The following is a 26,483-nucleotide window of genomic DNA, read 5'->3' on the forward strand; positions in this document are numbered from 1 at the left end:
TATACGGCGGACCATAACACAATGGTTAGCGGTCGATATAGAATTCGTTCATGGCAGTGAGACAGCGTGGCCGCCCCCGTTCCTTCGACCGCGAGGCCGCCCTGAGGACCGCGACCCTCGCCTTCTGGGAGCACGGTTACGAGGCGACCTCGGTCGCCGACCTGACCCGCGCCATGGGCATCGCCCCGCCCAGCCTCTACGCCGCCTTCGGGAACAAGGAAGCGCTCTTCGCCGAGGTCGTCGAGGCGTACGGACGCACGTACGGCGACTTCGTCCGCCGCGCCCTGAAGGAGGAGCCGACCGCGCTCGGCGCCCTCGGCCGGGTGCTGCGCGAGGCCGCGCGCGAGTACACCGAGCCCGGCCGCCCCACCGGCTGCCTGACGCTCATGGCGGCCACCGGCTGCACGACCTCCTCCACCGAGGCGGAGGAACTGCTGCGCGCCCGGCGCACCGCCACCGTCGCCGCGTTCGAGCGCCGCCTCCGGGCCGGCGTCGCCGCGGGCGAACTCCCGCCGGACACCGACGCGGCCACCCTGGCGCGCTGCGTCGTCGCGATGATGCAGGGCCTGTCCCAGCAGGCCCGCGACGGTGCCGCGCGGGAGGAACTGGAGGCCGTCGCGGAGGCCGCCGCGCGGATGTGGCCGACGCCGGGCGGCGTGGACCGGCCGGGGAGCGGGACGGTCCCGGCGGGCCCTGCCTGACCTGCGGCGTCACCGGGACGTCATACTTTGTCTTCTGATCAAATGATCATCGGAAGACAGGTAGCGCGGTGACAGAGACCCCCGGCACGACGTCGGCCCTCCCGGCGCACCCGCCGACGAAGGCCCTCCCGGGGCGGCGCCGGCACGCGGGAGCGTCGGAGACCTGGCGGGTCGTCGGCATCGCCGCGGGCTCGATCGTGTTCGGCGTCGCCGCGGTGCTCGGCTTCGGCGCGTGGCTGGTGAACTCCATGGGGCCGATGGAGGGCGTCTCCTCCGTCGGGTGCGCGGAGGCCCTGTCGTTCGCGGGCGGGGAACTGCCCGAGGGCGCCACGGACGAGGACTGCGAGAAGAAGAACACCCTCATGGGTCCCGACATGCGGGGCACGTTCCGCATGCCGCGCGCGGACGTCCACGCCTGGCTCGCCGCCTACCCCGGCGACCGCAGCCGCTCGATCGACAAGGAGACCCCCGACGGCATCCGGGCGACCCTCGACGGCGTCGTCCTGGACGTCGACGATCCGCCGGACGCGCACCCCAACGCCGACGTGGTCCAGCTGACGGTCGTCTACGAGGGCGAGCGGACCGCCCGGGTCACGTTCGAGACCTTCAACTACTGAGGCCCGGTGACCGCGCGGGTCCGGGCCGGAGTCGGTCGAGCCGGCCACCCGCGCCCGAAGGGGGGCTGGGCGCGGGCGGCCGGCGGTCCCGGGCGCCGGATGGTGGGGGACCCGGCACCCGGGGGTCATCGGGTCACGGCGTGGTGCAGACGACGAACGCCCTGATGGACTCGTTCACACTGTTGGTGTTCGTCCCTCTGACGACCCAGGATCTTCCGCTCGCGAAGGAATCGGTGAAGAAGACGCGGATGGCGCTGGTCGTTCCCCCGCCGCCCGTCGGCACCTGACCGGTGGGACACGTCACCGTGGCCGCCCGGTTGGTGTTCGGCTCCACCGTCACGAAGTCCCCGAAGAACTGGCCGTGCGCGGCCAGCGGCTCCGCGTTCTTCGTCGCCTTCTGCTTGCTGGGTGCCACGATCCCCGGCTTGTCCTCGGGGCCGTCCGCGGCCGCCGCGACCGTGCCGACGGCGAGGGCCGCGAGTGCCGTCATGGCAAGGATGGGGGTGCGTCGTCTCATCTCGACCTCCTGTTGCCGCCACGCCTTGGTCTCCACGACAGGTCTCCCAAGGGATGCGGAAGTTCCGCCTCCTAACGCTACGGAGGGGGGTCGTGCGGTCACAGGGGGTGGTGGGTGGTACGTGAGGGGCGCGCGGTTGTGCGGACCTCTGTGGCGGGTGTGGCCGAATGCGCCGTCCCGGGGCGGATGTTTCCCGGACCGCCCCCGGGCGACGCCCTCGCACGGCGGCCGAGCGCGGTTCCGCAGCCCGGAACGGGGAGGTCAGGCACCCCCGAACCCCGCACCCGGCCCGTACGATGAGGAAATGGTGCTTGATCATCCCGAGGCCGGTGACGGCCGCTATCTCGCCCGCGGGCCCCGCGTCGCCGTCCGCCCCCTCACCCGCGCGGACGGCCCGGAGTTCACCCGCCTGGTGCGCGCCAGCACCGACCTGCACCGGCCGTGGCTCTCGATGCCCGACACGGAGGCCACGTTCGCCGCCTACGCCGACCGACTGGACGGCGAACAGCGCGTGGGCCTGCTCGTCTGCCTGCCCGGAGAGGAGGGCGCGGCCGACACCCCGGCGGGTTTCATCAACATCAACAACATCGTGCGCGGCGCCTTCCTGTGCGGAGCGCTCGGCTACGGCGCCTTCTCGCCCAGCGCGGGCCGCGGCTACCTCGGCGAGGGCCTCGGGCTCGTACTGCGCCACGCCTTCGGCCCGTTGGGACTGCACCGCCTGGAGGCGAACGTCCAGCCGGGGAACACCGCGTCACTCCGGCTGGTGAAACGGCACGGCTTCCGGCTGGAGGGGTTCTCGCCCGGCTTCCTCTTCATCGACGGGGCCTGGCGCGACCACGAACGCTGGGCGATCACCGCCGACATGCTTCCCGAGTCCTAGGGGGAACCCGGGTTCCCGGGCCGTACACAAGTCGTAGCGAAAGCCGTACCGAAGACCGTACGGACGGCCGTACCGCACACCGTGCGGGCAGCCTTACCGCAAGCCGTAGCGAAAGACACCGAGAGCTCCACCAGGGTCCGAGAGAACGAGGTGCCGTGCCCACGACCATCCGACGTGCCGTGCTGTCCCTGCCCGCCGCCCCGTTGGGCCCCGAGAACCCGCTGCCCGCGCTCCTGCCGCCGTTCAGACCCCATCACCCGGACGCCGCGCAACGCGCCGCCCTGCCCGCCGCGATGGCCCGCCAGGTCGGCTACGCCCCGCTCCGCACGGTGCTGCCCGTGCCACGGCGCGACGGCTACACCCGCGCGCGCGTCCCCACCGACGTCGAGGCGGTCGTCATCGAGAACGACCGGCTGCGCGCCACGGTCCTGCCCGGTCTCGGCGGCCGGGTGCACTCGCTCGAACACAAGCCGACCGGGCGGCAGCTCCTCTACCGCAACCCGGTGCTCCAGCCCGCCGAGTTCGGGCTGAACGGCGCCTGGTTCTCCGGCGGCATCGAGTGGAACACCGGTGCCACCGGCCACTCACCGCTGGCCACGGCCCCGCTCCACGCCGCCCGGGTGCCCGCGCCCGGGGGCGGTGAGATGCTGCGCCTGTGGGAGTGGGAGAGGATGCGCGACCTGCCGTTCCAGGTCGACCTCTGGCTGCCCGGCGACTCCGACTTCCTCTATGTGGGCGTGCGGATCCGCAATCCCCACGAACGCCCCGCCCCCGTCTACTGGTGGTCCAACATCGCCGTGCCCGAGGCCGCCGGCACCCGCGTCCTCGCCCCCGCGGACGAGGCGTGGCGGTTCGGCTACGAACGCACCCTGCGCCGGGTCCCGGTCCCGGAGTCGGAGGGCGCCGACCGCACGTACCCGCTCCGCAGCACGCACGCCGCCGACTTCTTCTACGACGTGCCGGACGCCGGGCGCCGCTGGATCGCCTCTCTCGACGCCGACGGCGCGGGCCTCGTGCAGACCTCGACCGACCTCCTGCGCGGCCGCAAACTCTTCGTCTGGGGCTCCGGGCCCGGTGGGCGGCGCTGGCAGGAGTGGCTGACCGAACCCGGCACCGGCGGCTACGCCGAGATCCAGGCGGGGCTCGCCCGTACCCAGCTCGAACACGTACGGCTGGAAGCGGGCGGGGAGTTCGCCTGGCTGGAGGCGTACGGTCCGCTGACCGCCGACCCCGGGCGCGCGCACGGCACCGACTGGGCGGCGGCCCGGGAGGAGGTCGAGTCCCGCCTGGAGGCGGCCCTGCCGCGCGCCGGGGTCGAGGAGGCGTACGCCGCCTGGCGCCCGTACGCCGACCTCGACCCCAAGGAGAGCCTGGCCACCGGCTCGGGCTGGGGCGCCCTGGAGATCGAGCGGGGCGGGTACGAGCTGCCGGGGACGCCCTTCGACGCGGCGACGCCGGGCCCGGAGCAGGAGCCGTGGCAGGACCTGCTGCGCTCGGGCTCCCTGCCCACGCCCACGCGGTCGCTGCCGCCCGGGCCGACGCTGGTGTCGCCGCACTGGCGGGACCTGCTGGAGCTGGCGGAGACCGGCGACGCCCGCCAGGACCACTACCTCCACTACCACCTCGGCGTCGCCCGCTGGCACGCCGGCGACCGCTCGCAGGCCGTCCGCAGCTGGGAGCAGACCGGGGGCGGCCACTGGCCGTCGACGCGCTGCCTCGCCGTCGCCGACCAGGCGGACGGCCACCCCGAGCGGGCCGCCGACCGCTTCCTCCGGGCGTTCGAGGGCGCTCGCGAGGAGCGGGGGGACGGCGCCCCGTGGGCCGCCGCGACGGCGGCCCTCGGCCGCGAGACGGCCGAGGCCCTGCTCGCGGTGGGGCGCGCCGACGAGGCCGGAGCCGTGCTGGACGCGCTGCCGCAGGCCGTCCGGGCCCGGGGGCGCTTCACCCTGCTGCGGGCCCGGGTGCTCCTCGCGCGCGGCGACGCGGCGGGGGCGCGGGCGCTCTTCGACGAGGGCTTCGAGGTCGACGACCTGCGGGAGGGCGACGAGACGCTCGCCGACACGTGGTACGCGGCGGCGGAGCTGCTGCTGGCGGACGGCGGCCCCGTCACGGAGGAGCTCCGGACCCGGGCGCGCGCCGAGCACCCGCTGCCCCGGAGGTACGACTTCCGGATGCGGCCCGCACGCCTGCCGGAGGGCTGAGGGGCGGGGTGGGGCGCGCGCCCGGTCCCGTCCCACCCCACCGCCGTCCGCGAGGCCGGGCAGGGTGCTGCCCGGACGGTGGGTCGACCGCTACCCCTGCTTGCGGTCGACGTACTCGAAGACCGACCCGTCCGGGTGCCGCGCCACCAGATTGCGCCCGATGGGTGTCGGCACGGGCCCGGCGATGATCTGCGCGCCGACCGCCCTGAGGTCCTCCAGCGCCTCGTCGACGTCGGTCACCGCGATGGTCGCCGTGATGTTCCGCAGCACCGACAGCTCCCGCTCCGGACCGCTCATCAGGAAGAAGCAGCCGACCGCCGCGACGCTCACCCCGGCGCGCCGGAAGCGCATCGCCTCGGCCCCGGTCAGACGCTCGTAGACACCGATCGCCGATTCCAGATCGTCGACGCACACCCGTAGCGAAGTCCCCAGAATGTTCATGGGAACAAGGCTAGTTGGACGCGACGGTGAGGGAAGGGGACCTCTCTCAGGCGCTTCCGGAAGGACGTACGCGCCCCTGTCACCCGATGCGGTGAGACGTCGAACAGTTCACCAGTCCGTCGGCAGGCGGTAGACGACCAGCGCCTCGTTCTCCTTCCGCAACGTCAGCTCCGCCGGGGCCTCGGCGATCTCCCCGTCGTAGGCGAGGTGCGTGCCGGGCGCGACGCCGCCGACGCGCAACTTCCGTACCCGGGAGGTCCGCAGCACGGGGGAGTGCTTGAGGCCGCCCGTCAGTGCCGCCAGGAGCAGCCGGGCACCGGCCAGCCGGTCGCCGGAGACGAGCCGGACGTCCAGCACGCCGTCCGCGAGGTCGTGCCGGCGCACCGGGGCGAGCCCCAGCCCCCGGTAGGCGCAGTTGCCGGCGAAGAGCAGCCACACCCGCCGCGGCCGTCCGTTGACGTCCAGCCGGAGCGGCCGCGCCGTCCGCAGCACGTGCACGGCCGCCAGCACCCCGGCCGGCCAGGCGCCGATCCGCCGCGCCCACCGCTCGCGCACCCGCACCAGCTCGGGGTAGGCGCCGATGCTGAACGTATTGAGGAACCGGTTCTCCTCGCCCGGCCCCTCGACGCGCACCATGTCGACGGCCACGGCCTCACCCGCCTCCACCGCCCGGCAGGCGTCGGCCACGCTCTCGATGCCCAGGTCGTAGGCGAAGTGGTTGTACGTACCGCCGGGCAGCACCGCGAGCGGCAGCCCGTACCGCCGGGCGACGGCCGCCGCCGCGTTGACCGTGCCGTCCCCGCCGAACACGCCCAGCGCTCCGCCGCGTTCACGCGCCCGGGACGCCGCCGTCTCCAGCACCTTCTCCAGCGGCTCGGCCCCGTCCCGGCCGCACATGAGGACCTCGGCGCCCGGCAGCGCCGAGCGCACGACCTGGGCCGGGTCCGTCCACGTCACCGTCCGCTGCCCGGAGCCGGCGTTCGCCACCACGACGAGTCCTTCGCCGCCGGGCAGCGCCGGGGCGTCCGCCCTCGGCCGGGCCGGCGGCGCGAGCTGGGCACGGGTGGGGGCGACGCCCCGGACGGCGAAGGCCGCGCCCGCGCCCAGCGCCGCGCCCGCGAGGACGTCACCCGGATAGTGGACCCCGGTGTAGACGCGCGAGAAGCACACGGACGCGGCCAGCGGCGCCAGCGCCAGCCCCCAGGCGCGGTTCTCCAGGGCGACACCCGTCGCGAAGGCGACGGCCGACGCCGAGTGCCCGGACGGGAACGACGTCGTGAACGGCTGACGCGACAGCCGCCGGACGAGCGGCACGGTGTCCAGCACCGGGCGCAGGCGCCGCACCGACCGCTTGCCGATCGTGTTCACCGTCGCGGACGCGACGGCCAGCGAGGCCGCCCCGCGCAGCGCCGCCCGCCGCGCGGGCCGCCCGCCCACCACCGCGGCGCCCGCGGCCAGCCCGAACCACAGCAGCCCGTGGTCCGCGCTGCGGGACAGCCGTGGCAGGACGCGGTCACCGCCCGGCCAGTGCCGTGCCGCGACCGTCAGGAAGACCGCCCGGTCCAGGGAACCCAGTGCTCGTGCCTTCTGCATGGATCCCGTGTACCCCCTGGGCCCGTCCCGACGCCCGGTCGCGTCCCGTACGCCCGGTCAGCCGAGGTCGCTCGCGCTCACCATGCCCAGCGGCCGGCCGTGCTCGACCACGGGCAGCCGGCGCACGGCGTACCGGCGCATCAGGCCCATCGCCGTGGCCACCTCGTCCTCCGGGCCCACCGTCACCGGTTCGGCCGTGCACACCGACTCGCAGCTGACGGCCAGCGGGTCCACGCCGTCCGCCACCGCGCGCAGGGCGATGTCCCGGTCCGTGAGCACGCCGAGCAGCCGGCCGCCCTCCGTGACGATCACATCGCCGACGCCCTGGGAGCGCATCAGCTGCGCGGCCTCGACCAGCGACGCGTCCGGGTGCACGGCCACGATCGCCGGGGTCATGACGTCCTTCACGAGCTGTGCCATCTCCGGTCTCCTTCCTTTCTCTTCCTTCGGCCCTTGTCCTGCGCCCTTCATCCGGTGCCCCTTCGGTCCGTCGGCCCGGACGGGTTCCGGAGTCCTGCCGCAGTACCCGGGGCCGTCCCGCCCATGCCACCGCGTCCGCCGCGCGCCGGTCGCCGCCCGGCGGACGCGCGCGGACAATGGCGCCATGACCCGTGAGAGCCCGGAGGCGAAGGCCCTGCTGTCCCGGCACGGCGAGGCGCTCGCCCTCTTCACCGCCCGCGTGCACGCCGTCCGCCCCGATCAGTGGGATGCGCCCACGCCCTGCACCGACTGGTCGGTACGCGCGCTCGTCAACCACCTGGCGGTCGAACAGCTGTGGGTGCCGCCGATGCTGGACGGCGCGTCCGTCGCGGACCTCGGCGACTCGCTGGACGGCGACCTCCTCGGCGACGACCCCGTCGCCACCTGGGACGACGCGGCCGCCGCGGCCCGCACCGCCTTCGCCGCGCCCGGTGCCCTGACCCGCACGACACACCTCAGCCAGGGTCCCACCCGCGCCGACGCCTACTGCGCGCAGATGACGGCCGACGCGATCGTGCACGCGTGGGACCTGTCCCGGGCGATCGGCGCGGACGAGCGGCTGCCGGGGGCCCTGGTCGAGTTCGCGCGGCGGGAGGTGGAGCCGTACGCGGATTCGCTGGCGGGTACGGGGTTGTTCGCGGCGGCGGTGGAGGTGCCGGTGGGGGCGGACGCGCAGACGGCGCTTCTGGCTCAGCTGGGGCGTCGGGTTTAGAGATCAGCCTGTCCGGCGCTTGAGGACACCGCGCGGAGCGCGGAAAGGGGGCCCGGGGGCGGAGCCCCCGGTTCCGGGAAGGGGCGGGTAGGGGAAAACCCCCGCCCCTTACGCCACCCGGCCCATGACCCGCTCGTACAACCGGTCACACGTACGGCTGATCAGCCGCGACACATGCATCTGCGAGATCCCCAGCCGCTCGGCGATCCGGCTCTGCGTCATGTCGCAGAAGAACCGCAGGTAGAGGATCTCCCGCTCCCGCGGCGGCAGCGCCCGCAGCTCCGGCTTGAGGGACTCGCGGTCCACGACGAGCTGGAAGCCCGGCTCGGCGGCCCCGAGGGTGTCGCCGAGGGCGTAGCCGTCGTCGGCGCCCGGCAGCGCCGAGTCGAGCGAGAGCGTGCTGAAGCTGCCCAGGGCCTCCAGGCCGGCCCGTACCTCGTCCTCGCTCATGCCGGTGTGCGCGGCGAGCTCCTCGACGCCGGGGCCGCGGCCGTCCGCCGTGCGGGTGAGTTCCTGGTGGGCGGCCCGTACGCGGTTGCGGAGCTCCTGGACGCGGCGGGGCACGTGCACGTCCCACATGTGGTCCCGGAAGTGGCGCTTGATCTCGCCGACGACCGTGGGCACCGCGAAGCTCTCGAACGCGGTGCCGCGGCCGGGGTCGTAGCGGTGGACGGCCTTGACGAGGCCGAGCATGGCCACCTGGCGGAGGTCCTCCACGGTCTCGCCGCGGTTGCGGAACTGGAGGGCGAGCCGCTCGGCCATCGGCATCCAGGCCCGTACGACCCGCTGCCGCAGCGCGTCCCGGGCGGGGCCGTCCGGGAGGGCGGCGATACGGGCGAAGTCGGGCGCGGTGTCGGGGGCGTCGTGGTGCGGGTGCCTGCGGCGCGCGGGCCGGGCGGGGGCACGCCGGGCGGCCGCGCCGGGGGCGGGCAGGTCACGGGCGGTGGTCGTCTCCCGGGCGGTCACGTCTCGTACCGGTGCGAAGGTCATGAGGCCGGTCTCCCTGTCGGTGGAAGGGGGACCGCGGGGCCCGGCGGCGTCCGGACAGGGCACGTCCGGAGCCGAAACGCGGCTCCCGCGGACGTGCCTCCGGTCCGAAGCACGTCCTGACGCCTGCCCGGGGTCGCGACGGGCAAACAGCGGAAGGCGAACGGGGGGCACCGGCCCGGGCCGGTGCCCCCGGACACCGGACACGCCGGATTCCGTCGAGGCCCCCGGACCGGGGATCCGGGCGCTGCCCGGGACGCTCCCGGCCCCCGGGACCCCACCCGGGACCTCCCGGACACCGCGCCCCGGTCACCCCGACGTTTCGATGACCGGTGATCGGTTACCCGTCCCGCCGCACACCATGACGCGGCGAGGAGGCAATGGCCCGGATGACCGAGTACGGCTACTTCCTGTCCTGCGAGGAGCACTCCCCGGCCGCGCTGGTCGAACAGGCCCGGATGGCGGAACAGGCGGGGTTCACCTCGCTGTGGATCTCGGACCACTTCCATCCGTGGACCGGGGAGCAGGGGCAGAGCCCGTTCGTCTGGTCGGTGATCGGGGCGTTGTCGCAGGCCACGTCGCTGCCGGTGCAGACCGCGGTGACCTGTCCGACGATCCGGCTGCACCCCGTGGTGGTGGCGCAGGCCGCGGCCACCAGCGCGGTCCTCCTGGGCGGCCGCTTCCGGCTCGGCGTGGGCAGCGGCGAGGCCCTGAACGAGCACGTCCTCGGTGACGCGTGGCCGCAGGCGGCGGTGCGGCTGGAGATGCTGGAGGAGGCCGTCCAGGTGATGCGGCTGCTCTTCGAGGGCGGCGAGGTCAGCCACCGCGGCAAGCACTACACGGTGGAGAACGCCCGGCTCTACACCGTGCCCGACGAGCCCGTGCCGATCGACGTGTCGGCGTTCGGTCCCGCGGCCGTCGAGGTGGCCGGGCGGATCGGCGACGGGCTGCTGACGATCGAGCCCGACGGGGACGCCGTGGCCCGCTTCCGGCGCGGGGGCGGCGGCTCCAAGCCGGCCGTGGCCGGGCTGAAGGTCTGCTGGGGGCCGGACCGGGAGGCGGCGCGGGACCTCGCGCACCGCCTGTGGGCCGCCGAGCGGCTGCCCGGCGAGCTGGCGCAGATCCTGCCCACGCCCGCCCACTTCGAACAGGCGGTCACCCTGGTGCCGCGCGAGCGGACCGCGGCGGCGGTCACCTGCGGCACCGACGTGGACGAGCACGTCCGGGCGCTCGGCGCCTACGCCGACGCGGGCTTCGACCGGGTGCACGTGGGCCAGATCGGCCCCGACCAGCGCGGCTTCTTCGACTTCTACCGCACCGAGGTGCTGCCCCGGCTGACGACCTGAGCACGGACCGGCACGGCCCACGAACCGCGAGCCCCGAGAAGCCCGAGAAGCCCGAGACGCCCGAGAAGGTGGAGAACACGATGAGTCAGAAGGTGGCCGACTTCATCCTGGCGCGGCTGCGCGCCTGGGACGTGGAGCAGGTCTTCGGCTATCCGGGGGACGGCATCAACGGGCTGCTGGCGGCGTGGGAGCGGGCGGACAACCAGCCGCGGTTCATCCAGTCGCGGCACGAGGAGATGTCCGCCTTCGAGGCCGTCGGCTACGCCAAGTTCAGCGGCCGGCTGGGGGTCTGCGTCGCCACCTCCGGACCGGGGGCGATCCATCTGCTCAACGGCCTCTACGACGCGAAACTCGACCACGTGCCGGTGGTCGCGATCGTCGGCCAGACGCACCGGTCGGCGATGGGCGGCTCGTACCAGCAGGAGGTCGACCTGCACACCCTCTTCAAGGACGTCGCCTCCGACTTCCTGGAGACGGTCTACGTACCCGAGCAGCTGCCGAACGTCCTGGACCGCGCCATCCGCACCGCGTACGCGCGCCGGGCGCCGACGGCCGTCATCATCCCCGGCGACGTGCAGGACCTCGACTACACGGCGCCCACGCACGCGTTCAAGATGGTGCCCTCCAGTCTGGACCGCAGCGGCTGGCAGGCGGTGCCCTCGGACGAGTCGCTGGCCCGGGCGGCGGAGGTGCTCAACGCCGGCGAGAGGGTCGCGATCCTCATCGGGCAGGGCGCGGCCGGTGCCCGCCCGGAGACCGAGGAGACCGCGGACGTGCTGGGCGCCGGGGTGGCGAAGGCGCTGTTGGGCAAGGACGCGCTGAGCGACGAACTGCCCTACGTCACCGGCTCGATCGGGCTGCTGGGCACCCGCCCCTCGTACGAGCTGATGCGTGACTGCGACACCCTGCTGACGGTCGGCTCCAACTTCCCCTACACCCAGTTCCTGCCGGAGTTCGGCCAGGCGCGGGCGGTGCAGATCGACATCGACCCGCACCTGGTCGGCCTGCGTTACCCGTACGAGGTCAACCTGATCGGCGACGCGCGGGCCACCCTCCAGCGGCTGCTCCCGCTGCTCCGTCGCAAGGAGAAGCGGGGCTGGCAGGACGGCGTACGAGCCGGGGTCGAGCGCTGGGACGAGGTGCTGGCGCGGCGCGCCGAGGTGAGCGCCGACCCCATCAACCCCGAGTACGTGGCCCGGGCGCTGTCCCCGATGCTGCCCGACAACGCGATCCTGACCTCCGACTCGGGCTCGGTCGCCAACTGGTACGCGCGGCACATCCGGATGCGCGGCACCATGCGCGGTTCCCTGTCGGGGACGCTCGCCACGATGGGCTGCGGTGTGCCGTACGCGATCGGCGCGAAGTTCGCGCACCCCAACCGGCCGGTGGTGGCGCTGGTCGGGGACGGCGCGATGCAGATGAACGGGATGGCCGAGCTGATCACGGCGGCCAAGTACCACACGCAGTGGGACGACCCCCGGCTGGTGGTGGGGGTGTGGAACAACCACGACCTGAACCAGGTGACATGGGAGATGCGGGCGATGAGCGGCTCACCGCAGTTCCTCCCGTCGCAGGAGCTGCCCGACGTCTCCTACGCCTCCTTCGCCCGCTCGATCGGGCTGACCGGCATCCGGGTGGAGAGGCCGGAGCACGTCGAGGGCGCCTGGCGGCAGGCGCTGGCCGCCGAGGGGCCGGCGGTCGTGGAGTTCCTGACCGACCCGGCGGTGCCGCCGATCCCGCCGCACGCGGACTGGGACCAGATCGAGGCCACCGCCGCCTCCATCCTCAAGGGTGACTCCGACCGCGCCGGCATGATCCGCCAGGGCTTCAAGGCGAAGGTCCAGGAGTTCCTGCCGGGCGGGCCGAAACGGGGCCACGGCGGGGGCGCGCGGCGGGAGGCCGCCGCCCGGGAGCCCCTCGGCTCCCCCGAGCCCCGGGAGGGCGGGGAATGATCACGGAGACCCGCCTCGGGGGACGCCCCTCTTCCCGACCGTCCGGAAAGGACCTCATTCCCATGAACGTGGCATTCCTCGTGGCGCCCGAGGGCGTCGAACAGGTCGAACTGACCGATCCGTGGCAGGCCGTGAAGGAGGCGGGCGGCACCCCCGTGCTCGTATCGACCGACTCCGGGACCGTCCGGGCCTTCCATCACCTCGACAGGGCCGACACCTTCCCCGTGGACAAGGTCGTCGGCGGCACCGGTGTCTCGGAGTACGACGCCCTGGTGCTCCCCGGCGGGGTCGCGAACCCCGACGCGCTCCGCCTGGACGAGCGGGCCGTCGCCTTCGTCCGGGGCTTCTTCGACGCGGGCAAGCCCGTCGCGGCGATCTGCCACGCGCCGTGGACGCTGGTGGAGGCCGATGTGGTGCGCGGCCGCACGCTGACGTCGTGGCCGAGCCTGCGCACGGACATCCGCAACGCGGGGGGCAAGTGGGTGGACGAGCCGGTGAAGGTGTGTACGGCGGGGCCTACGACGCTGGTGACGAGCCGTAAGCCGGATGATCTGAAGGCGTTCCGGGAGGCGTTTCTGGCGGTGTTCAGGCGGGTGCCGCATCCGTGACGGCGGGTGCGGGTGGTGGGGGTGCCGCTGCGCGGGGCTTTGTCCCCTACCCGCCCCTTCCCGCTGTATCCGATGTGCGGCTCCGCCGCGTGAGGGGCTCCGCCCCGGACCCCGGTCCTCAAACGCCGGACGAGCTGAAATCAGCCCGTCCGGCGCCTGAGGACACCGCGCGAAGCGCGGAAAGGGGGCCCGGGGGCGAAGCCCCCGGTTCCGGGAAGGGGCGGGTAGGGGACAAAGCCCCGCGCAGCGGCGCCCCACCCGCCCCGCCACGGCCCCCGCACCCTCACCCCACCCCCATCCCCAGCGCCACATGCCGCGACACCCGGTCCACCACCCCCGCCTCCGCCATCGCGAACGCCCGCCGCGCCCCCGCCCGGAACAGCGTCAGCACCCCCCGCACCGGCGCCCCCGGCGACGCCCGCAGCGGTACGCACAGCAGCGACGTGACCGCCGCCCGGACCAGCAGCGGCGCCCCCTCCGCGTCCCGGCCGAACAGCTCGGCGTCGTCCGGGCGTACCTGGAAGGCCGGGCTGCCGGCGGCGGCCTCCACGACGAGCGGGCAGGACGCGGGGTCCTGACGGGCGAAGGCGTCGGCGAGTCCACCGCCGGGCGCGGCCGTGGCCTGGGGCTGGGCCTGGGGCTGGGGCTGGGGCTCAGGTTCACCCCCCGGCTCGCACCCGGGCCCGTACACCGTCACCCGCCGCAGCCGCCCGCCGTCGTGAAGATCCGTCACCACCCAGTCCGCGAACCGCCCGTACAGCACCGCCGCCGCCCGCTCCAGCACCCGCTCCGGTGGTGACCCCGCCGTGCGCAGGAGGGTTGTCGACATCGTGTCGACCAGGTCCAGCAACTCGGCATGGCGGGTGACCTCGACCGGGTCCGGAGCGGCCGCGGCCGGGAGGCCCGCGCGGCCCCGCCGGGCACGTACCACCGGAGCCCCCTGCGCCTCCTGCGCCCCCGGCCCCGTGCGGGCACCCGTCGGCTCCGGCGCGGCCCCGTCCACCGGCTGGAACACGGCCAGCACCGCCGTGCGCGGCTCACCCGGCGGACGCAGCGCCGTGAGGGTCGCCCGGAGCGCCGGGTCCGCCTCCGCCCCCGGCAGCCGTACGACCAGGCTGCGCCCGCCCTCGCCCCGGGCCACCGCCGCGACATGGCTGCGGAACGCGGCCCGCCCGTCGTGCCGCAGCGAGCCCGTCAGGGAGCGGCCCGTGGCGAACCCCGCACGCGCCGCGAACATCCGCGTGGCCGCGAAGTTCAGCCGCCGTACGACCGACTCGCCGTCCAGCAGGACCACGGCCAGGGGGATCCGCTGGAACAGGGCGCGCAGCAGCTGTTGTTCCCGGGTGTCCGCGCCCCGTACCCCGCGTGCGGCCAGCGCCTCGTACCGGGGCCATAAGAACTCGGCCGCGTACTGGAGTTCGAAAAGGGCGGCGTCCAGCGCGGACAGTCGTTCGTGCGACGGCAGTGCCCGTGCTCCGCACAGCTCCTCGACGCGTCTGCGGAAGTCCGCGAGCCGCGCGCCCAGTTCCTCGGACTCGGCCATGCGCACACGGTAACCCCCGCACCCCACAGGGCACTCCGCTTACCGGCGGTTGTTTCCCGGCGGCGGGGGAGGGCAGCCGGAACCTCGGAGGGCGCGGGCCGCCCGGACCCCGGAACCGAAGGAGTTGTGGCCCATGCCGGAGCTGATGCCCGATCCGATGCCCGATGCGATGTCCGAACCGATGCCTGAACCGACGGCCGGTCCGACGCTCGTGCCGCCGTCCGGCCCGCCGCCGGACCCGGCGGCCGGTCCGGCGCCCGGCCGCGCAGGCCGTCCCGGCGGCCCCGGCGCGGCCGATGCCGACGCCGTCACCGATGTCGGCATCGGCACCGAACCCGGCATCCTCACCGGCGTCGTCCCCACCCTCGGCGCCGTCCCCACCCTCGGCCGTGGCCTCGCCCGCCTCGTCGAACGCGCCGTGCGCTGCGCCCCCGACAGCTGCGGTGCCAGCACCACCGCCGTCACCGACGAGGAACCCGAGCCGTGCACGGCCGCCACCCACCCGGACCTGTCCGCGCTCGTCGCCGTCCAACTGGAGACCGGCGAGGGCCCGGTGCCCGAAGCCCTCGGCTCCGGCACCCCCGCCACCGCCGAGGACCTGCTGCACGACCACCGCTGGCCGCGCTACCGGGCCAGGGCCCTCGACGCGGGCCTGCGCTCCAGCGCCACGCTCGTCTTCCGCCGTGACTCCCTGGACCTGGCGCTGACGGTCTACGGCTTCCGCCCCGGCTGCCTGGACGCCCCCTGCCGGGGCGCCGCCGAGGAGCTGGGCGACCTCGCCGCCTCCGGCTTCGACCGCGACCGCCGCTACCGCGCCGCCCTCGCCGAGGTCGACCAGCTCGACACGGCGCTGCGCCGCCGGCCCGCCGTCGACCAGGCCCGCGGCATCGTCATGTGCGCCCTGGGCTGTGACGCCGACGAGGCACTCGCGGTACTGCGCCGGCACTCCCAGCACACCAACCTCAGGCTCGCCGAGGTGGCCGACACCGTGATCGCCACCCGTGGCCAGGGCCTCGGACGGACCCTCGGCCGCGCCTGAGCCGCCCGGCCGACGCTCACCCTCCCGGCCCGTGTCGCACCGCCGCGCCACCCATGATCTGCGAAGGTGGACGCAGGACGGACGCGGGCGGAGGTACGGACAGATGCAGGCGAGCCTTCCGGCGCTGCCGGCCGGTGCCGCGCCGGAGCGGGGCCTGCCCGTGCTGCCGGAGCTCGCCGCGCGGCTGGCCGGAGCCGCCGCGCGGAGCGAGCCCGAACCCCCGGGAGGGGGTTTCGGCCTGCTCGCCGCCGCCTGCGGCTACTGGGCGCGCCGCGGCCTGCCGACCGACCCCGGCCACGTCGTCGCCGCGCCCGGCGCCCAGCCGCTGCTGCTCGCCCTGCTCGCCGCGGCGGGCGGCGACGTCCTGCTCACCCGGCCCTGCGCCGCCTGGTACGCGCCGCTCGCCAGGCTCGCCGGGCGGCCCGCCTTCCACGTGCCCGTACCGGCCGAGTGCGGCGGCGTCCCCGACCCGTTCGCCCTGCTGGAGACCGTGCGCCGGATCCGCGCCGAGGGCGGCCGGCCCCGGGTGCTGCTGCTGTCCGTCGCCGACGACCCCACCGGCAGCGTCGCCCCGCCCGAACTCCTGCACGAGGTCTGCGAGGCGGCGATCGCCGAGCGGCTGACCGTCATCAGCGACGAGACCTGGCGCGACACGCGGCACGACCCGGGCGGCACCGTCTTCCTCGGCCCGGCCGAGATGTGGCCCGAGGACGTCGTCGTCCTCACCGACCTCGCGGGCGCCCTCGCCCCCACGGCCTGGCCCGTCGCCGTGGCCCGCTTCCCCGCCACCGGCCGCGGTCCGGTGCTCCGCGCCCGAGTCACCACCGCCCTCACCGCCGTACGGGCCGAACTGCCGCCCCCCGTGGCCGAGGCGGCCGCGTACGCCCTCGCCGAGCCCGCGCCCGTGCGCGCCCGTACCGCCGCCGCCGTCCGGCTCTACGCCACTCTGGCCACGGCGGCCCGCGAGCGGCTCGACAAGCTCGGTGTGCTCAGCCGTCCCCCGGAGGCCGGCCCCTATCTCTACGCCGACCTCGGCGAGCTGCGCGGCGCCCTCGCCGCCCGCGCCATCACCGACTCCGTGGAGCTGGAGGCCCACCTCAGCGCGGCTCTGGGCCGCCCCGTGCCCGGCGGTCACCGCTTCGGCGACGCCCCCGACGACCTCCGGGTCCGGCTGTCCACCCCGCCGCTCCTCGGCACCACCGACGACCAGCGGCAACGCGCCCTGGACAGCCCGGATCCGCTGGCCCTGCCGGAGGTCGGCGCGGCACTGACCGAATTCGCATCGGCGTTCAGCCGGCTCGCGGCGGGCTGACCTACCGTCGTGCCGACCGCTTCCGTCCGCACCGGCACCCCCGGCACCCCGAGCCCGGCCGGCCCCTCGGGCCGGCCCGGCCACCCCGTACGTACCGACCGCGCCCGTCGCGCCCCGCGCCCGCCCGCCCCGGCCACGGTGCCGGCCCGCGGCCGCGGGCCCCGGCCGTCGCCCGGGGCCGCGCGGCGCACCGCCCCGGTTCCCCACCGAATGGAGCCCCCTCGATGACCGAACAGACCGAGCGCTCCCTCGCCGAGCGCCGCCCGCTCGGCGATCCCCGCCCCCTCGGCGAACGACGCGTCTGGCCACGGTCCTTCGTCGACCGCCTCACCGCGCCGCTGCCCGGCGTCCGCGCCCTGGCCAGACTGGCCCGCGAGGGCAGGCTGCGGCCGAGCCCGGAGGCGCTCCGGGAGGTCCCGGCGCTGCCGGTCGAGCCCGGCCCGCTGCCCGTCGTCGACGCGGCTACGACCGCCGTCACCTGGGCCGGGCACGCCAGCTGGGTGCTGCGCGTCGGCGGCCTCACCGTCCTCACCGACCCCGTCTGGTCCCGCAGGATCCTCGGCACGCCGCCCCGGCTCACCCCGGTCGGGGTCCGCTGGGAGGACCTGCCGCCCGTCGACGCGGTCGTCATCAGCCACAACCACTACGACCACCTCGACGCGCCCACCCTCAAGCGGCTGCCCCGCGACACCCCGCTGCTGCTGCCCGCCGGCCTCGCCCGCTGGGCGCGCCGCCGCCGCTTCACCCGGGTCACCGAGCTCGACTGGTGGGAGGCGGTCGAACTGCCCGGCCCGGCCGGCCCGGTCCGCTTCGACTTCGTCCCCGCCCACCACTGGAGCAAACGCACCCTGACCGACACCTGCCGCTCGCTGTGGGGCGGCTGGGTGCTGACCTCCCCGGCCGGGCAGCGCGTCTACTTCGCCGGCGACACCGGCTACGGCCACTGGTTCTCCCGCATCGGCGACCGCTACACCGGCATCGACCTGGCCCTGCTGCCCATCGGCGCGTACGACCCGCGCTGGATGCTCGGCCCCGTCCACACCGACCCCGAGGAGGCCGTCCGCGCCTGCCAGGACCTGGGCGCCCGCGCGATGGCCCCCATGCACTGGTCGACCTTCCTGCTCTCCGCGGAGCCCCCGCTCGAACCCCTCCACCGCGTCCGCGCCGCCTGGTCCGCGACGGGCCGCCCCCGAGAGAACCTCTGGGACCTCCCGGTGGGCGGCTCCCGGGTGCTGACGCCGGGTCGGTGAAAGCCACGGGCGTCCGGAGGCCCGGAGACCGGATGGCACGTGGGCGGTCGGACCCGGCGGAGCCGGCTACCGCACCCGCCGCCACACCGAAGGCACCGCCCCCACCAGCACCGTCACCGCGACCGCCGCCACCACCCCCTGCCACGGCCGGGCGAAGAGCGAGCCGCCGAGGACGCCGATGACCTGGTACGTCGCCGCCCAGGCCAGGCACGCCGGGGCGTCGCCGCGGGCGAAGCGGGACGGGGGGACGCGGGAGAGGAGGCAGGCCAGCATCACGGGGATGCGGCCCGCCGGGAGCAGGCGGGACAGGACGAGGACCGTCACCCCGTGCTCGTCGAGTTTCGTGCGGGCACGGGCCAGGTGTTCGGGGGAGGCGCGGTCGCGGAGGCGGTTCAGCCAGCGCGAGCCGTTGCGGGAGGCGACACCGCGCCGGCCGAGTCCGTACAGCGCCATGTCGCCGAGGAACGCCGCGGCCGAGGCGGCCAGGAAGACCCACAGCAGGGAGAACGGCGAACTCTGGTGGAAGGCCACCACGGCCGCCGAGCTCACCACCGCCCCCGTCGGCACCACCGGCACCAGGGCGCCCAGCGCGACCAGGAGGAACAACGAGGGGTAGCCGACGGCCTGCTGGGTCGACTCCGGCGGTACCGCCCGGGCCACCGCCCCGGCGAGCGGACCGATCACACCGCCCCCAACGGCCGCACGGACTCGCCGTGGCCCAGCCGGTGCACCGTGGCTTTCGGCGCGAGCCGCCCCGCGAGGCGGACGAATTCCTCGCCCGGCGCGTGGAATTCGTGCGGGCGCACCCCGTCCATGCCGATCGGCCAGTACGTGCCGTAGTGCACCGGCACCGCCACCGGCGCCCCGAGCCGGGCCAGGGCCCGCGCGGCCCGGCCCGCGTCCAGGTGGCCGTGGCCCAGGAACGGGCCCCAGCCGCCGACCGGCAGCAGCGCCACGTCCACCGTCCCCACCTCGTCCGCCATGCCCTCGAACCAGCCCGTGTCCCCGGCGAAGTACGTCGCCGCCTCGCCGTGCACCACATAGCCGAGCGCCGGCACCCGGTGCGGCCCGTACGGCAGCCTGCGCCCGTCGTGCTCCGCGTGCACCGCCCGTATCCGCACCTCGCCGCAGCGCACCACGTCCCCGGGGCCCGCCTCGCTGATCCGCAGGCCCCGTGCCGCGGCCAGCCTGCCCAGGCCCGGCACCGCGGCCGGCGCGCCCCGGGGCACCACCAGGCGCGTACCGGGGGCGAGCCGGGCCAGGGACGGGAGGTGCAGATGGTCCGCGTGCAGGTGCGAGACGAGGACGACGTTCGCGACGGCCGCCGCCGGCGGCGGGACCGCGCCCCGGCGGCGGCGCAGATGCGCCAGCCGCCGGACGAACAGCGGATCGGTCAGCACGCGCGTACCCGAGTCCTCCACCGTCACGGTGGCATGCCCCCACCAGGTGATCTCCACCGGCACCGGGCACCTCCAGGACTCGTCCGCGCCTCCCACCTTACGGGCGACCCCCCGCCACCTCGATGACATGGACACACACGGGCACCCGGTGCACCGGATCCGTCGTCTCGCGGTCCCGCCGCATCCCGAGCTTGCGCATGATCTTCGCGGAGGAGTCGTTGCCCACCCGGTGCACGCTCACCACCCGGCCCACGCCACGGTCCCGCAGCGCGAAGTCCAGCACCGCCCGCGCGGCCTCGGTGGCCAGGCCCCGCCCCCAGTGGGAACGGCCGAGCCGCCAGCCGATCTCCACCGCCGGGAGGATCTCCGGCAGGTACTCGGGCACGGACAGCCCCGCGAACCCGGCCAGCCGGCCCGTCTCCCGCACCTCCACCGCGAACAGCCCGACCCCCCGTTCCTCCCACTCCCGCTCCCACCGCGCGACGGCCGCCGCCGTCTCCTCCCGGTCCAGCACCGAGCCGTCGCCGATCCAGCGCATCACCTCCGGGTCGGCGTTGATCTCTGCCAGCGGGCCGAGGTCGTCCTCGCGCCAGCGGCGCAGCGTCAGTCGAGGGGTACGAAGGGTGGTCATGCCGGCATCCTGCCCAGCCGGGGCGGGGTGAAAGCCCTGGGACGGCAGGGTCACCGGTGAATGCGGGAGCCGTGACGAACGGTGGGAAACGCACGGCCCGTACGGAGACGTCGGCTATCCCGTACGGAGACGTCGGCTATCCCGTACGGAGACGTCGGCTATCCCGTACGGAGACGTCGGCTATCCCGCACGGGGACGTCGGCGGCATTCCGCAGGGCCACGTCGGGCCGTCCCGCAGGGCCACGTCGGGCCGTCCCGTACGGCCACGTCCGGCCGTCCCGTACGGAGACGCCGGCTCGTCCCGCACGGAAGACGCCCCGCCGTACGGATTCGTCACGTCCGTACGCCCCGCTCAGCCCTCCAGCCGCGCCTGCACCAGCGCCTGCGACCCGTCCGTGCGCCACCCCGGCCGGGCCGCCTCCACGCGGTCCACGGTCTCCCGCCGGAGCCCGACCACCACGTCCGACTTCAGCGTGCGCAGCGCCACGAGCGGGCCCGGCACCCCCGCGACCGCCTCCGCGAACGGCCGCGTCGCAGGCCAGGCCCGGTCGCCCACCAGGCGCCGGTAGTTGAGGTCCCCCTTGAACACGCACAGCGCGGCCGAGGAGAGCGCCGCCCGCAGCCCGCCGGGCAGTTCGCCGAAACCGAGCGGGGAGCAGAGGAAGTCGTCGCCCTCCACGCGCAGCCGCCCGGCGGCCGCCGCCTCCCGCAGCCGCCCCGCGGCCTTTCCCGCCTCGCCGTCGAAGGAGGACAGCCGCACCAGGCAGTCCCGTACGTCCGTGGTGACCGCGTCGGAGACGAAGTAGGGCCGTGGCTTGACGTGCAGGACGACCGACTCGGCCCGCCGGGTCAGCAGCAGGTGGTCGACGAGCAGCAGGTCGGCGAGGAGCTCGCGCCCCGCGTTGTCCAGGATCACGTGGACGTCGCCCGGGGGACGCCCGCTCAGGTGCCGCCACAGCGCCTCGCCGTCGTCGGCGAGCAGGGGGACGCCGTCCTCGGCGCCGCCGTCGCGCACCAGCCGGAAGCCGAGATCCGCGCGGTTGCCGTACAGGGACGCCAGCAGCAGGGCGCGGAACGCCTCGGCCGGCTCCGAGCGGTCCAGCCCGTCCAGCCACGCGGTGTCGGCCTCCAGCGCGGGATCGGCCAGTTCGGCGGCCTTCATGGGGGCGAACGGGTCCACCCCCTGCCAGGGCCCCGGCGCGAAGTACCCGACGCACTCCAGGAGCCGCAGGTAGAAGTAGCTCTCGGCCCAGAGGAACGGCACGTCGCGCCAGGGCTCGCCGAAGTACTCCCGCCCCCACGCGAGCCACCGCTCCCGGCCCGGCGTCGTCTCCTCCGGCGGCCGGACGACGGCGGTGTCCGAGGCCGACTCCGCCACCAGCTCCCGGAGCCGGGAGCGCTGCCCGGGGCCGTAGGGGTTGCTCTCGCAGAGCCGCCGGATCAGGGCGGGGTGGCGTTCGTGGAAGACGCCCCGGCCGAACCCCGCCGGGTCGGCGATGCCGAACGCCGGGGCGGGGCCGGACGCGGATCCGGTGGGGTGCGGGGTCGGGGTGTGCCGGTCGTTCATCCGGGGCTCGCTTCGTCTCGGGGGATTGGGAGAATCGGGAGAAAGGGGACTTGGGGCGGTCTCGTGCAGCAGTGGACATGACGTGGTCCGGGGAGATTCCCAGGACCGCCGGGGAAGGGACCCGGGCCTTCCGGAGCCTTCGCCTACCCTTCAAGCATGGGGCGTGCGCGCGACTCGATTCGTCGTTTCGGCAGGTCGGCCAGGGAGCGGTGGCGGGAGGTCGTCGGTCCCTGGGCGGCCGGCACGGTCACGATGCTGGTCCTCGCCGCCGTCCTGCCCGACTTCCGGCTCCAGTCCGCCGACGGCGAGAGCGCCACCCGAGTCGCGATCGCCGCGGCGCTGGGCGCGGGGGTGTTCGGCCTGCTCGGCGCCGTGGTCTGGCCGGTGCTGGTACGGGCGTTGCTGCTGGTGCCCGCGTTCGTACTGGGGCTGCTGGTCTTCTTCCTCAACGGGTCGCTGCTGCTGATCGCGCTCGCCCTGATCCCCGTGGGCAGCGGCGCCGCCGAACCGGAGACCGCCGTGGTGGTGGCCGCCGCGATGTCGGCGGCCTCGTCCGCGGCGGGCACCTTCCTCGCCATGCGCGACGACGCCGCGTACGGGCGCAGGCTGGCCCGGCTCGCCGGCCGCGGTCGGCGCCGGAGCGGCGAGCGCGCCGGCCCACGCCCGGCGCCCGGCACCGTCTTCCTCCAGCTCGACGGCGTCGGCCACGACGTGCTCCGGGACGCCCTGCGCGAGCGCCGGGGCTCCGGCGGGCGCCGCAAGGGGCCGCTGATGCCGACCCTCGCCGGATGGGCGGCCACCAGCCACCGGCTCACCCCCTGGCGCACCGACTGGTCCAGCCAGACGGGCGCCAGCCAGCTCGCCATCCTGCACGGCTCCAACGAGGACGTGCCCGCCTTCCGCTGGTACGAGAAGGAGACCGGCGAGGTGCTCGTCAGCGGCCGGCCGGCCGGGGCCGCCGAGCTCCAGCGGCGCGCCGTCGCCCGCACCGGCGACGGCGGGCTGCTCGCCGCCGACGGCGCCAGCCGGGGCAACCTCTTCAGCGGCGGCGCGGACCAGGTCGCCCTCGTGCTGTCCGTCGCCGCCCGGCGCGGCCGGCACAACCGCTCGCGCTCGGGCTACTTCGCCTACTTCTCCGACCCCGCCAACGCCACCCGCACCGCCGTCTCCTACGTCGCGGAGGTCCTCCGCGAGATCGGGCAGTCCCTCCGGGCCAGGATCCGCCGGGAGTCCCCGCGCCTGCCGCGCGGTGGTCTCTACCCCTTCGTGCGCGCCTTCGCGACGGTCGTCGAGCGGGACGTGGTCGTCGCCGCCGTCCTCGGTGACGTCCTCTCCGGCCGCACCTCCGTCTACGCCGACCTCGTCGGTTACGACGAGGTCGCCCATCACTCCGGCCCGCGCGGCCGCGACACCCACCAGGTGCTGCGGGACCTGGACCGGGCCGTCGCGCTGATCGCCAGGGTGGTCCGGCACGCGCCGCGCCCGTACCGGATCGTGCTGCTCTCGGACCACGGCCAGAGCCCCGGCGAGACCTTCGCCGGCCGCTACGGCCTGACACTGGAGGAGCTGGTGCTGCGGGCGCGGGCGGCGGGAGCGTCCGGGGCCGGCCGGCCGCCGGTCGTGCTGGCCTCGGGCAACCTCGGCCTGGTCTCCTTCCCGGACCTGCCGGGCCGCGCGAGCCGCGAGGAGATCGACCGCCGTCACCCCGGGCTGCTGCGAGTCCTCGCCGACCACCCGGGGATCGGTTTCCTGCTCGTACGGTCGGAGGAGCACGGCCCGGTGGTGCTGGGGCCGGACGGCGCCGAGCACCGCCTGGAGACCGGGGACGTGGTCGGGGAGAGCCCGCTGCGGGCCCTCGGGCCGGGCGCGGCGGAGGCCGTGCGGCGCACGGCCGGGTTCCCGCACACGGCGGACATCATGGTCAATTCCGCTTACGACCCGGCGACGGGCGCGGTGCACGCCTTCGAGGAGCAGATCGGCTCGCACGGCGGGCTGGGCGGCGAGCAGGGCCGCCCGTTCCTGCTGTGGCCCCAGGAGCTGAGCGCGCCGGTGCCGGACGGCGCGGAGCTGGTGGGCGCGGAGCGGGTGCACCGGGTGCTGCGGCGGTGGCTGCGGGAGGCCACGGAGCCCCAAATACCGGTGGACCGGATTCCGCTTGATCGGCGGGCGGACGAATCACTGCCCGTGGGCGATATGCCAGCACCTTTTGCGGTCACCGGGCCCGCCCTGCGGGACAAAACCGAGTGATTTTGCGGAGGGGTGCGCTCCGTTGCACCATGCGCTGTCGCACGACCCCGCGACCTGCCCGCAGGACGAGAGGCGCACCACCTCATGCACGACACCGACGGCACACACACCCGCCGCTTCGGCCTACCGACCGCCACGGCCCTGGTCATGGGCAACATCATCGGCGGCGGCATCTTTCTGCTGCCGGCTTCCGTCGCGCCCTTCGGCACGGTGAGCCTGCTGGCCTTCGGCGTCCTCACGGTCGGCGCCATCGCACTGGCGCTGGTCTTCGGCCGGCTCGCCGAGCGCCATCCGCGCACCGGCGGCCCGTACGTCTACGCCCGTGAGGCCTTCGGCGACTTCGCCGGCTTCCTCTCCGCGTGGTCGTTCTGGACCATGACCTGGGTCAGCAACGCCGCCCTCGCCGTCGCGGGCGTCGGCTACTTCCACGTGCTGACCGGCGGGGGCTCGAAGTCCCAGGACCTGCTGGTGGCGCTGGCCATGCTCTGGCTGCCCGCCCTGGCGAACCTGGCGGGCACGCGCTGGGTGGGCGCCGTGCAGATGATCTCCACGGTGATGAAGTTCGTCCCGCTGCTGTTCGTCGCGGTCATCGGGCTGTTCTTCTTCGACCCCGGCAACCTCGGCTCCTTCACCGCCGGCGACGGCAACTGGACCGGCGGGCTGACCGCCTCCGCGGCGATCCTGCTGTACAGCTACGTGGGCGTCGAGTCCGCCGCGATGAGCGCCGGCGAGGTCCGCGACCCGGAGCGCAACGTCGGACGGGCCAGCGTGCTCGGCACCATCGGCGCGGCCGTCGTCTACCTCCTGGGCACCCTCTCGGTCTTCGGTTCGGTCCCGCACGACAAGCTCGTCACGTCCACCGCCCCGTTCTCCGACGCGGTCAACGTGATGTTCGGCGGCGAGTGGGGCGGCACGCTGATCGCCGCCTGCGCCGTGATCTCCATCGTGGGCGCGCTCAACGGCTGGACGCTGATGAGCGCCCAGGCCCCGTACGCCGCCGCCAAGGACGGGCTGTTCCCGGCGGTCTTCGCCAAGAAGCGGCGCGGGGTGCCGACGTTCGGCGTGCTGACCGCCACGGTCCTCGCCACGCTGCTGACGGTCTTCAACTACACCACCGGGGTGGCCGGGGTCTTCGAGATCCTCGTCCTGATCACGACCTTCTCGGCGACCGTCCCGTACCTGCTGGCCGCCGCCGCGCAGATGTACTTCCTGCTGACCGGCCGGCGCGACAAGGTCCGCCCGGCCCGGTTCACGCGTGACATGGTGCTCGCGCTCGGCGCGTTCGCCTTCTCCTTCTGGCTGGTCGCCGGGGCCGGTTACGCCGCGGTCTACCAGGGCGTGCTCTTCCTCTTCACCGGCATCATCGTCTACGTCTGGCTGGCGGCCCGCCGCCCGGCGGGGGAGGCGGCCGGGACGGCGGAGGCGGCCGGGGAGGCAGTGGCCACCGTGCCCGCCGCCGGGACTGCCGAAGCCGCTGAAGCGGCCGAGCCCGCCGAGCCCGCCGAGCCCGTCAAGCGGTGATGCCGCCGTCGAGGACGAGGTCGGCGCCCACGGTGTAGCCGGCCTCGTCCGAGGCGAGGTGGAGCACGGCCGCGGCGATCTCGTCCGGGGTCCCCGCGCGGCCGACCGGCACGTCGCGGCTCATCCGCTCGGCCTTGTCCAGCGAGGACTCGCCGGGCCGGGAGGACATCGGGGTCTCCACGGGCCCCGGGCTGACGGCGTTGATCCGGACCCCGTCGCCGATGTGGTCCCGCGCGGCGTTGCGGGTGAGCGTGGAGACCGCGGCCTTGCTGGTCGCGTACGCGCCGAGCGTGCCCAGGCGCATGTGCGCGCCGAGGTTGGACGCGATGTTCACGATCGCGCCGCCGCCATGAGCGCGCATGTGGCCGATCTCGTACTTCATGGACAGCCAGATCCCCTTGAGGTTGGTGTCCATCAGCCGGTCCCAGTCGTCCTCGTCGATGTCGGCGATCTTGGCGGGGGCCGTGAGCATCCCGACGTTGTTGACCGCCACGTCGAGCCCGCCGAAGCGCTCGACGGTCCGCTCCACGAGGGCCCGTACGTCCTCCGCCCGCGTGACGTCCGCGGTGATCGCGACGGCCTCGCCGCCCTCGGCCTCCACATGGCCGACGGTCTCCTTCAGGGGCTCTTCCCGGCGGCCCGCGACGACGACCTTGGCGCCCTCCCGGGCGAAGGCGAGCGCGATGGCCCGGCCGATGCCGGTGCCGCCGCCGGTGACGAGGACGGTCTTGCCGGTGAAGCGTGCGGTCATGGGATGACTCCTCGAAGATGAAGAAAACGATGGAATAAAAAGAACGGTCGTTCTTGAATAAGGGCATGCGGAGCGGCAGGGGAGCCACGCCGTCGGCGAAACCGGCCGACGGCCCCGGGTCCTCGGCCCTGACGGGCCGGTCCGGCGAAGGCGGTGTCTGCCTGACGGGTCGGTTCAGCGGGGACCC

At 75.0% G+C, this 26,483-nt stretch carries 24 protein-coding genes; 13 read left to right on the plus strand and 11 right to left on the minus strand.

All coding sequences use genetic code 11. The annotated features are described in order from the left end of the window. The first annotated feature begins 50 nt into the window (after positions 1-50). Both LUZ64_RS05685 and LUZ64_RS05690 read left to right on the plus strand, forming a co-directional pair. Positions 51-701 (plus strand): TetR/AcrR family transcriptional regulator, encoded by a 651-nt coding sequence (locus LUZ64_RS05685; protein ID WP_095580567.1) that lies wholly within the window; start codon positions 51-53, stop codon positions 699-701. A 68-nt stretch (positions 702-769) separates the two neighbouring features. Then, complete coding sequence (locus LUZ64_RS05690) at positions 770-1,318, plus strand: hypothetical protein (RefSeq protein ID WP_095580569.1); 549 nt, start codon at positions 770-772, stop codon at positions 1,316-1,318. A 133-nt stretch (positions 1,319-1,451) separates the two neighbouring features. Here the strand turns inward: LUZ64_RS05690 and LUZ64_RS05695 are convergent, their stop codons facing one another. Then, positions 1,452-1,835, minus strand: coding sequence for a hypothetical protein (locus LUZ64_RS05695; RefSeq protein WP_143593072.1), 384 nt, complete (start codon positions 1,833-1,835; stop codon positions 1,452-1,454). A 304-nt stretch (positions 1,836-2,139) separates the two neighbouring features. Here LUZ64_RS05695 and LUZ64_RS05700 point away from each other — a divergent pair, with 304 nt between their 5' ends. Beyond that, complete coding sequence (locus LUZ64_RS05700; RefSeq protein WP_095580573.1) at positions 2,140-2,715, plus strand: GNAT family N-acetyltransferase; 576 nt, start codon at positions 2,140-2,142, stop codon at positions 2,713-2,715. Between the two features lie 155 nt (positions 2,716-2,870). Next, entirely contained in the window at positions 2,871-4,916 is a 2,046-nt protein-coding gene (locus LUZ64_RS05705; RefSeq protein ID WP_095580575.1) for a DUF5107 domain-containing protein, read from the plus strand. Between the two features lie 90 nt (positions 4,917-5,006). Here the strand turns inward: LUZ64_RS05705 and LUZ64_RS05710 are convergent, their stop codons facing one another. The 3 genes from LUZ64_RS05710 to LUZ64_RS05720 form a co-directional block, all read right to left on the minus strand. Continuing rightward, positions 5,007-5,357, minus strand: a complete 351-nt coding sequence (locus tag LUZ64_RS05710) for a VOC family protein (protein ID WP_095580577.1) — start codon at positions 5,355-5,357, stop codon at positions 5,007-5,009. Between the two features lie 108 nt (positions 5,358-5,465). Further along, on the minus strand, positions 5,466-6,950 hold the full coding sequence (locus tag LUZ64_RS05715; RefSeq protein WP_095580579.1) for a bifunctional phosphatase PAP2/diacylglycerol kinase family protein: 1,485 nt from the start codon (positions 6,948-6,950) through the stop codon (positions 5,466-5,468). 57 nt (positions 6,951-7,007) lie between these two features. Beyond that, a complete protein-coding gene (locus LUZ64_RS05720) occupies positions 7,008-7,370 on the minus strand; it encodes a CBS domain-containing protein (protein WP_095580581.1) in 363 nt (120 codons plus the stop codon). Between the two features lie 184 nt (positions 7,371-7,554). Between LUZ64_RS05720 and LUZ64_RS05725 the strand changes: the two genes are divergently transcribed. Continuing rightward, positions 7,555-8,142 carry a TIGR03086 family metal-binding protein gene (locus tag LUZ64_RS05725; RefSeq protein WP_095580583.1) on the plus strand — a complete coding sequence of 196 codons (588 nt, stop codon included), beginning with the start codon at positions 7,555-7,557 and terminating at the stop codon, positions 8,140-8,142. 108 nt (positions 8,143-8,250) lie between these two features. Here LUZ64_RS05725 and LUZ64_RS05730 read toward each other — a convergent pair whose 3' ends face one another. Beyond that, entirely contained in the window at positions 8,251-9,132 is an 882-nt protein-coding gene (locus tag LUZ64_RS05730) for a SigB/SigF/SigG family RNA polymerase sigma factor (protein ID WP_232389787.1), read from the minus strand. Positions 9,133-9,518: 386 nt separating this feature from the next. On the opposite strand from LUZ64_RS05730, the gene LUZ64_RS05735 reads away from it, so the two are divergent. The 3 genes from LUZ64_RS05735 to LUZ64_RS05745 all read left to right on the plus strand — a co-directional run bounded on the left by LUZ64_RS05735 (position 9,519) and on the right by LUZ64_RS05745 (position 13,035). Then, on the plus strand, positions 9,519-10,475 hold the full coding sequence (locus LUZ64_RS05735) for an LLM class F420-dependent oxidoreductase (RefSeq protein ID WP_095584652.1): 957 nt from the start codon (positions 9,519-9,521) through the stop codon (positions 10,473-10,475). A gap of 80 nt (positions 10,476-10,555) precedes the next feature. After that, positions 10,556-12,427 carry a thiamine pyrophosphate-requiring protein gene (locus LUZ64_RS05740; RefSeq protein ID WP_095584651.1) on the plus strand — a complete coding sequence of 624 codons (1,872 nt, stop codon included), beginning with the start codon at positions 10,556-10,558 and terminating at the stop codon, positions 12,425-12,427. Positions 12,428-12,489: 62 nt separating this feature from the next. Next, positions 12,490-13,035 carry a type 1 glutamine amidotransferase domain-containing protein gene (locus LUZ64_RS05745; protein WP_095584650.1) on the plus strand — a complete coding sequence of 182 codons (546 nt, stop codon included), beginning with the start codon at positions 12,490-12,492 and terminating at the stop codon, positions 13,033-13,035. 283 nt (positions 13,036-13,318) lie between these two features. On the opposite strand, the gene LUZ64_RS05750 is transcribed toward LUZ64_RS05745, so the two are convergent. Further along, on the minus strand, positions 13,319-14,578 hold the full coding sequence (locus tag LUZ64_RS05750) for a PAS domain-containing protein (protein ID WP_232389786.1): 1,260 nt from the start codon (positions 14,576-14,578) through the stop codon (positions 13,319-13,321). A 133-nt stretch (positions 14,579-14,711) separates the two neighbouring features. Between LUZ64_RS05750 and LUZ64_RS05755 the strand changes: the two genes are divergently transcribed. From LUZ64_RS05755 to LUZ64_RS05765, 3 genes are all read left to right on the plus strand, one after another. After that, positions 14,712-15,617, plus strand: a complete 906-nt coding sequence (locus LUZ64_RS05755; protein ID WP_248288111.1) for an ANTAR domain-containing response regulator — start codon at positions 14,712-14,714, stop codon at positions 15,615-15,617. Positions 15,618-15,720: 103 nt separating this feature from the next. Then, a complete protein-coding gene (locus LUZ64_RS05760; protein WP_095583838.1) occupies positions 15,721-16,929 on the plus strand; it encodes an aminotransferase class I/II-fold pyridoxal phosphate-dependent enzyme in 1,209 nt (402 codons plus the stop codon). Positions 16,930-17,153: 224 nt separating this feature from the next. Next, positions 17,154-18,179 carry an MBL fold metallo-hydrolase gene (locus LUZ64_RS05765; RefSeq protein WP_095581849.1) on the plus strand — a complete coding sequence of 342 codons (1,026 nt, stop codon included), beginning with the start codon at positions 17,154-17,156 and terminating at the stop codon, positions 18,177-18,179. A 66-nt stretch (positions 18,180-18,245) separates the two neighbouring features. Here the strand turns inward: LUZ64_RS05765 and LUZ64_RS05770 are convergent, their stop codons facing one another. The 4 genes from LUZ64_RS05770 to LUZ64_RS05785 all read right to left on the minus strand — a co-directional run bounded on the left by LUZ64_RS05770 (position 18,246) and on the right by LUZ64_RS05785 (position 21,777). Then, entirely contained in the window at positions 18,246-18,863 is a 618-nt protein-coding gene (locus LUZ64_RS05770) for a DedA family protein (RefSeq protein WP_232389785.1), read from the minus strand. After that, on the minus strand, positions 18,860-19,642 hold the full coding sequence (locus LUZ64_RS05775) for an MBL fold metallo-hydrolase (RefSeq protein ID WP_095581850.1): 783 nt from the start codon (positions 19,640-19,642) through the stop codon (positions 18,860-18,862). Before LUZ64_RS05775 ends, LUZ64_RS05770 begins: the two co-directional genes overlap by 4 nt. A gap of 34 nt (positions 19,643-19,676) precedes the next feature. Further along, a complete protein-coding gene (locus LUZ64_RS05780; RefSeq protein WP_095581851.1) occupies positions 19,677-20,210 on the minus strand; it encodes a GNAT family N-acetyltransferase in 534 nt (177 codons plus the stop codon). A gap of 352 nt (positions 20,211-20,562) precedes the next feature. Next, entirely contained in the window at positions 20,563-21,777 is a 1,215-nt protein-coding gene (locus LUZ64_RS05785) for a damage-control phosphatase ARMT1 family protein (protein WP_095581852.1), read from the minus strand. Between the two features lie 156 nt (positions 21,778-21,933). Here LUZ64_RS05785 and LUZ64_RS05790 point away from each other — a divergent pair, with 156 nt between their 5' ends. Together LUZ64_RS05790 and LUZ64_RS05795 are read left to right on the plus strand one after the other, a co-directional pair. Continuing rightward, positions 21,934-24,024 (plus strand): phage holin family protein, encoded by a 2,091-nt coding sequence (locus LUZ64_RS05790; RefSeq protein ID WP_095581853.1) that lies wholly within the window; start codon positions 21,934-21,936, stop codon positions 24,022-24,024. An 84-nt stretch (positions 24,025-24,108) separates the two neighbouring features. After that, positions 24,109-25,545 (plus strand): amino acid permease, encoded by a 1,437-nt coding sequence (locus LUZ64_RS05795; protein ID WP_095581854.1) that lies wholly within the window; start codon positions 24,109-24,111, stop codon positions 25,543-25,545. Here the strand turns inward: LUZ64_RS05795 and LUZ64_RS05800 are convergent. Further along, the gene (locus LUZ64_RS05800) at positions 25,535-26,296 is read right to left on the minus strand and encodes an SDR family NAD(P)-dependent oxidoreductase (protein WP_095581855.1); all 762 of its coding nucleotides are present in this window, start codon (positions 26,294-26,296) and stop codon (positions 25,535-25,537) included. The two genes, LUZ64_RS05795 and LUZ64_RS05800, sit on opposite strands and share 11 nt — an antisense overlap. Positions 26,297-26,483: the final 187 nt, after the last annotated feature.

The sequence above is a fragment of the Streptomyces albireticuli genome, from assembly GCF_021228125.1.
Lineage (GTDB): Bacteria > Actinomycetota > Actinomycetes > Streptomycetales > Streptomycetaceae > Streptomyces > Streptomyces albireticuli.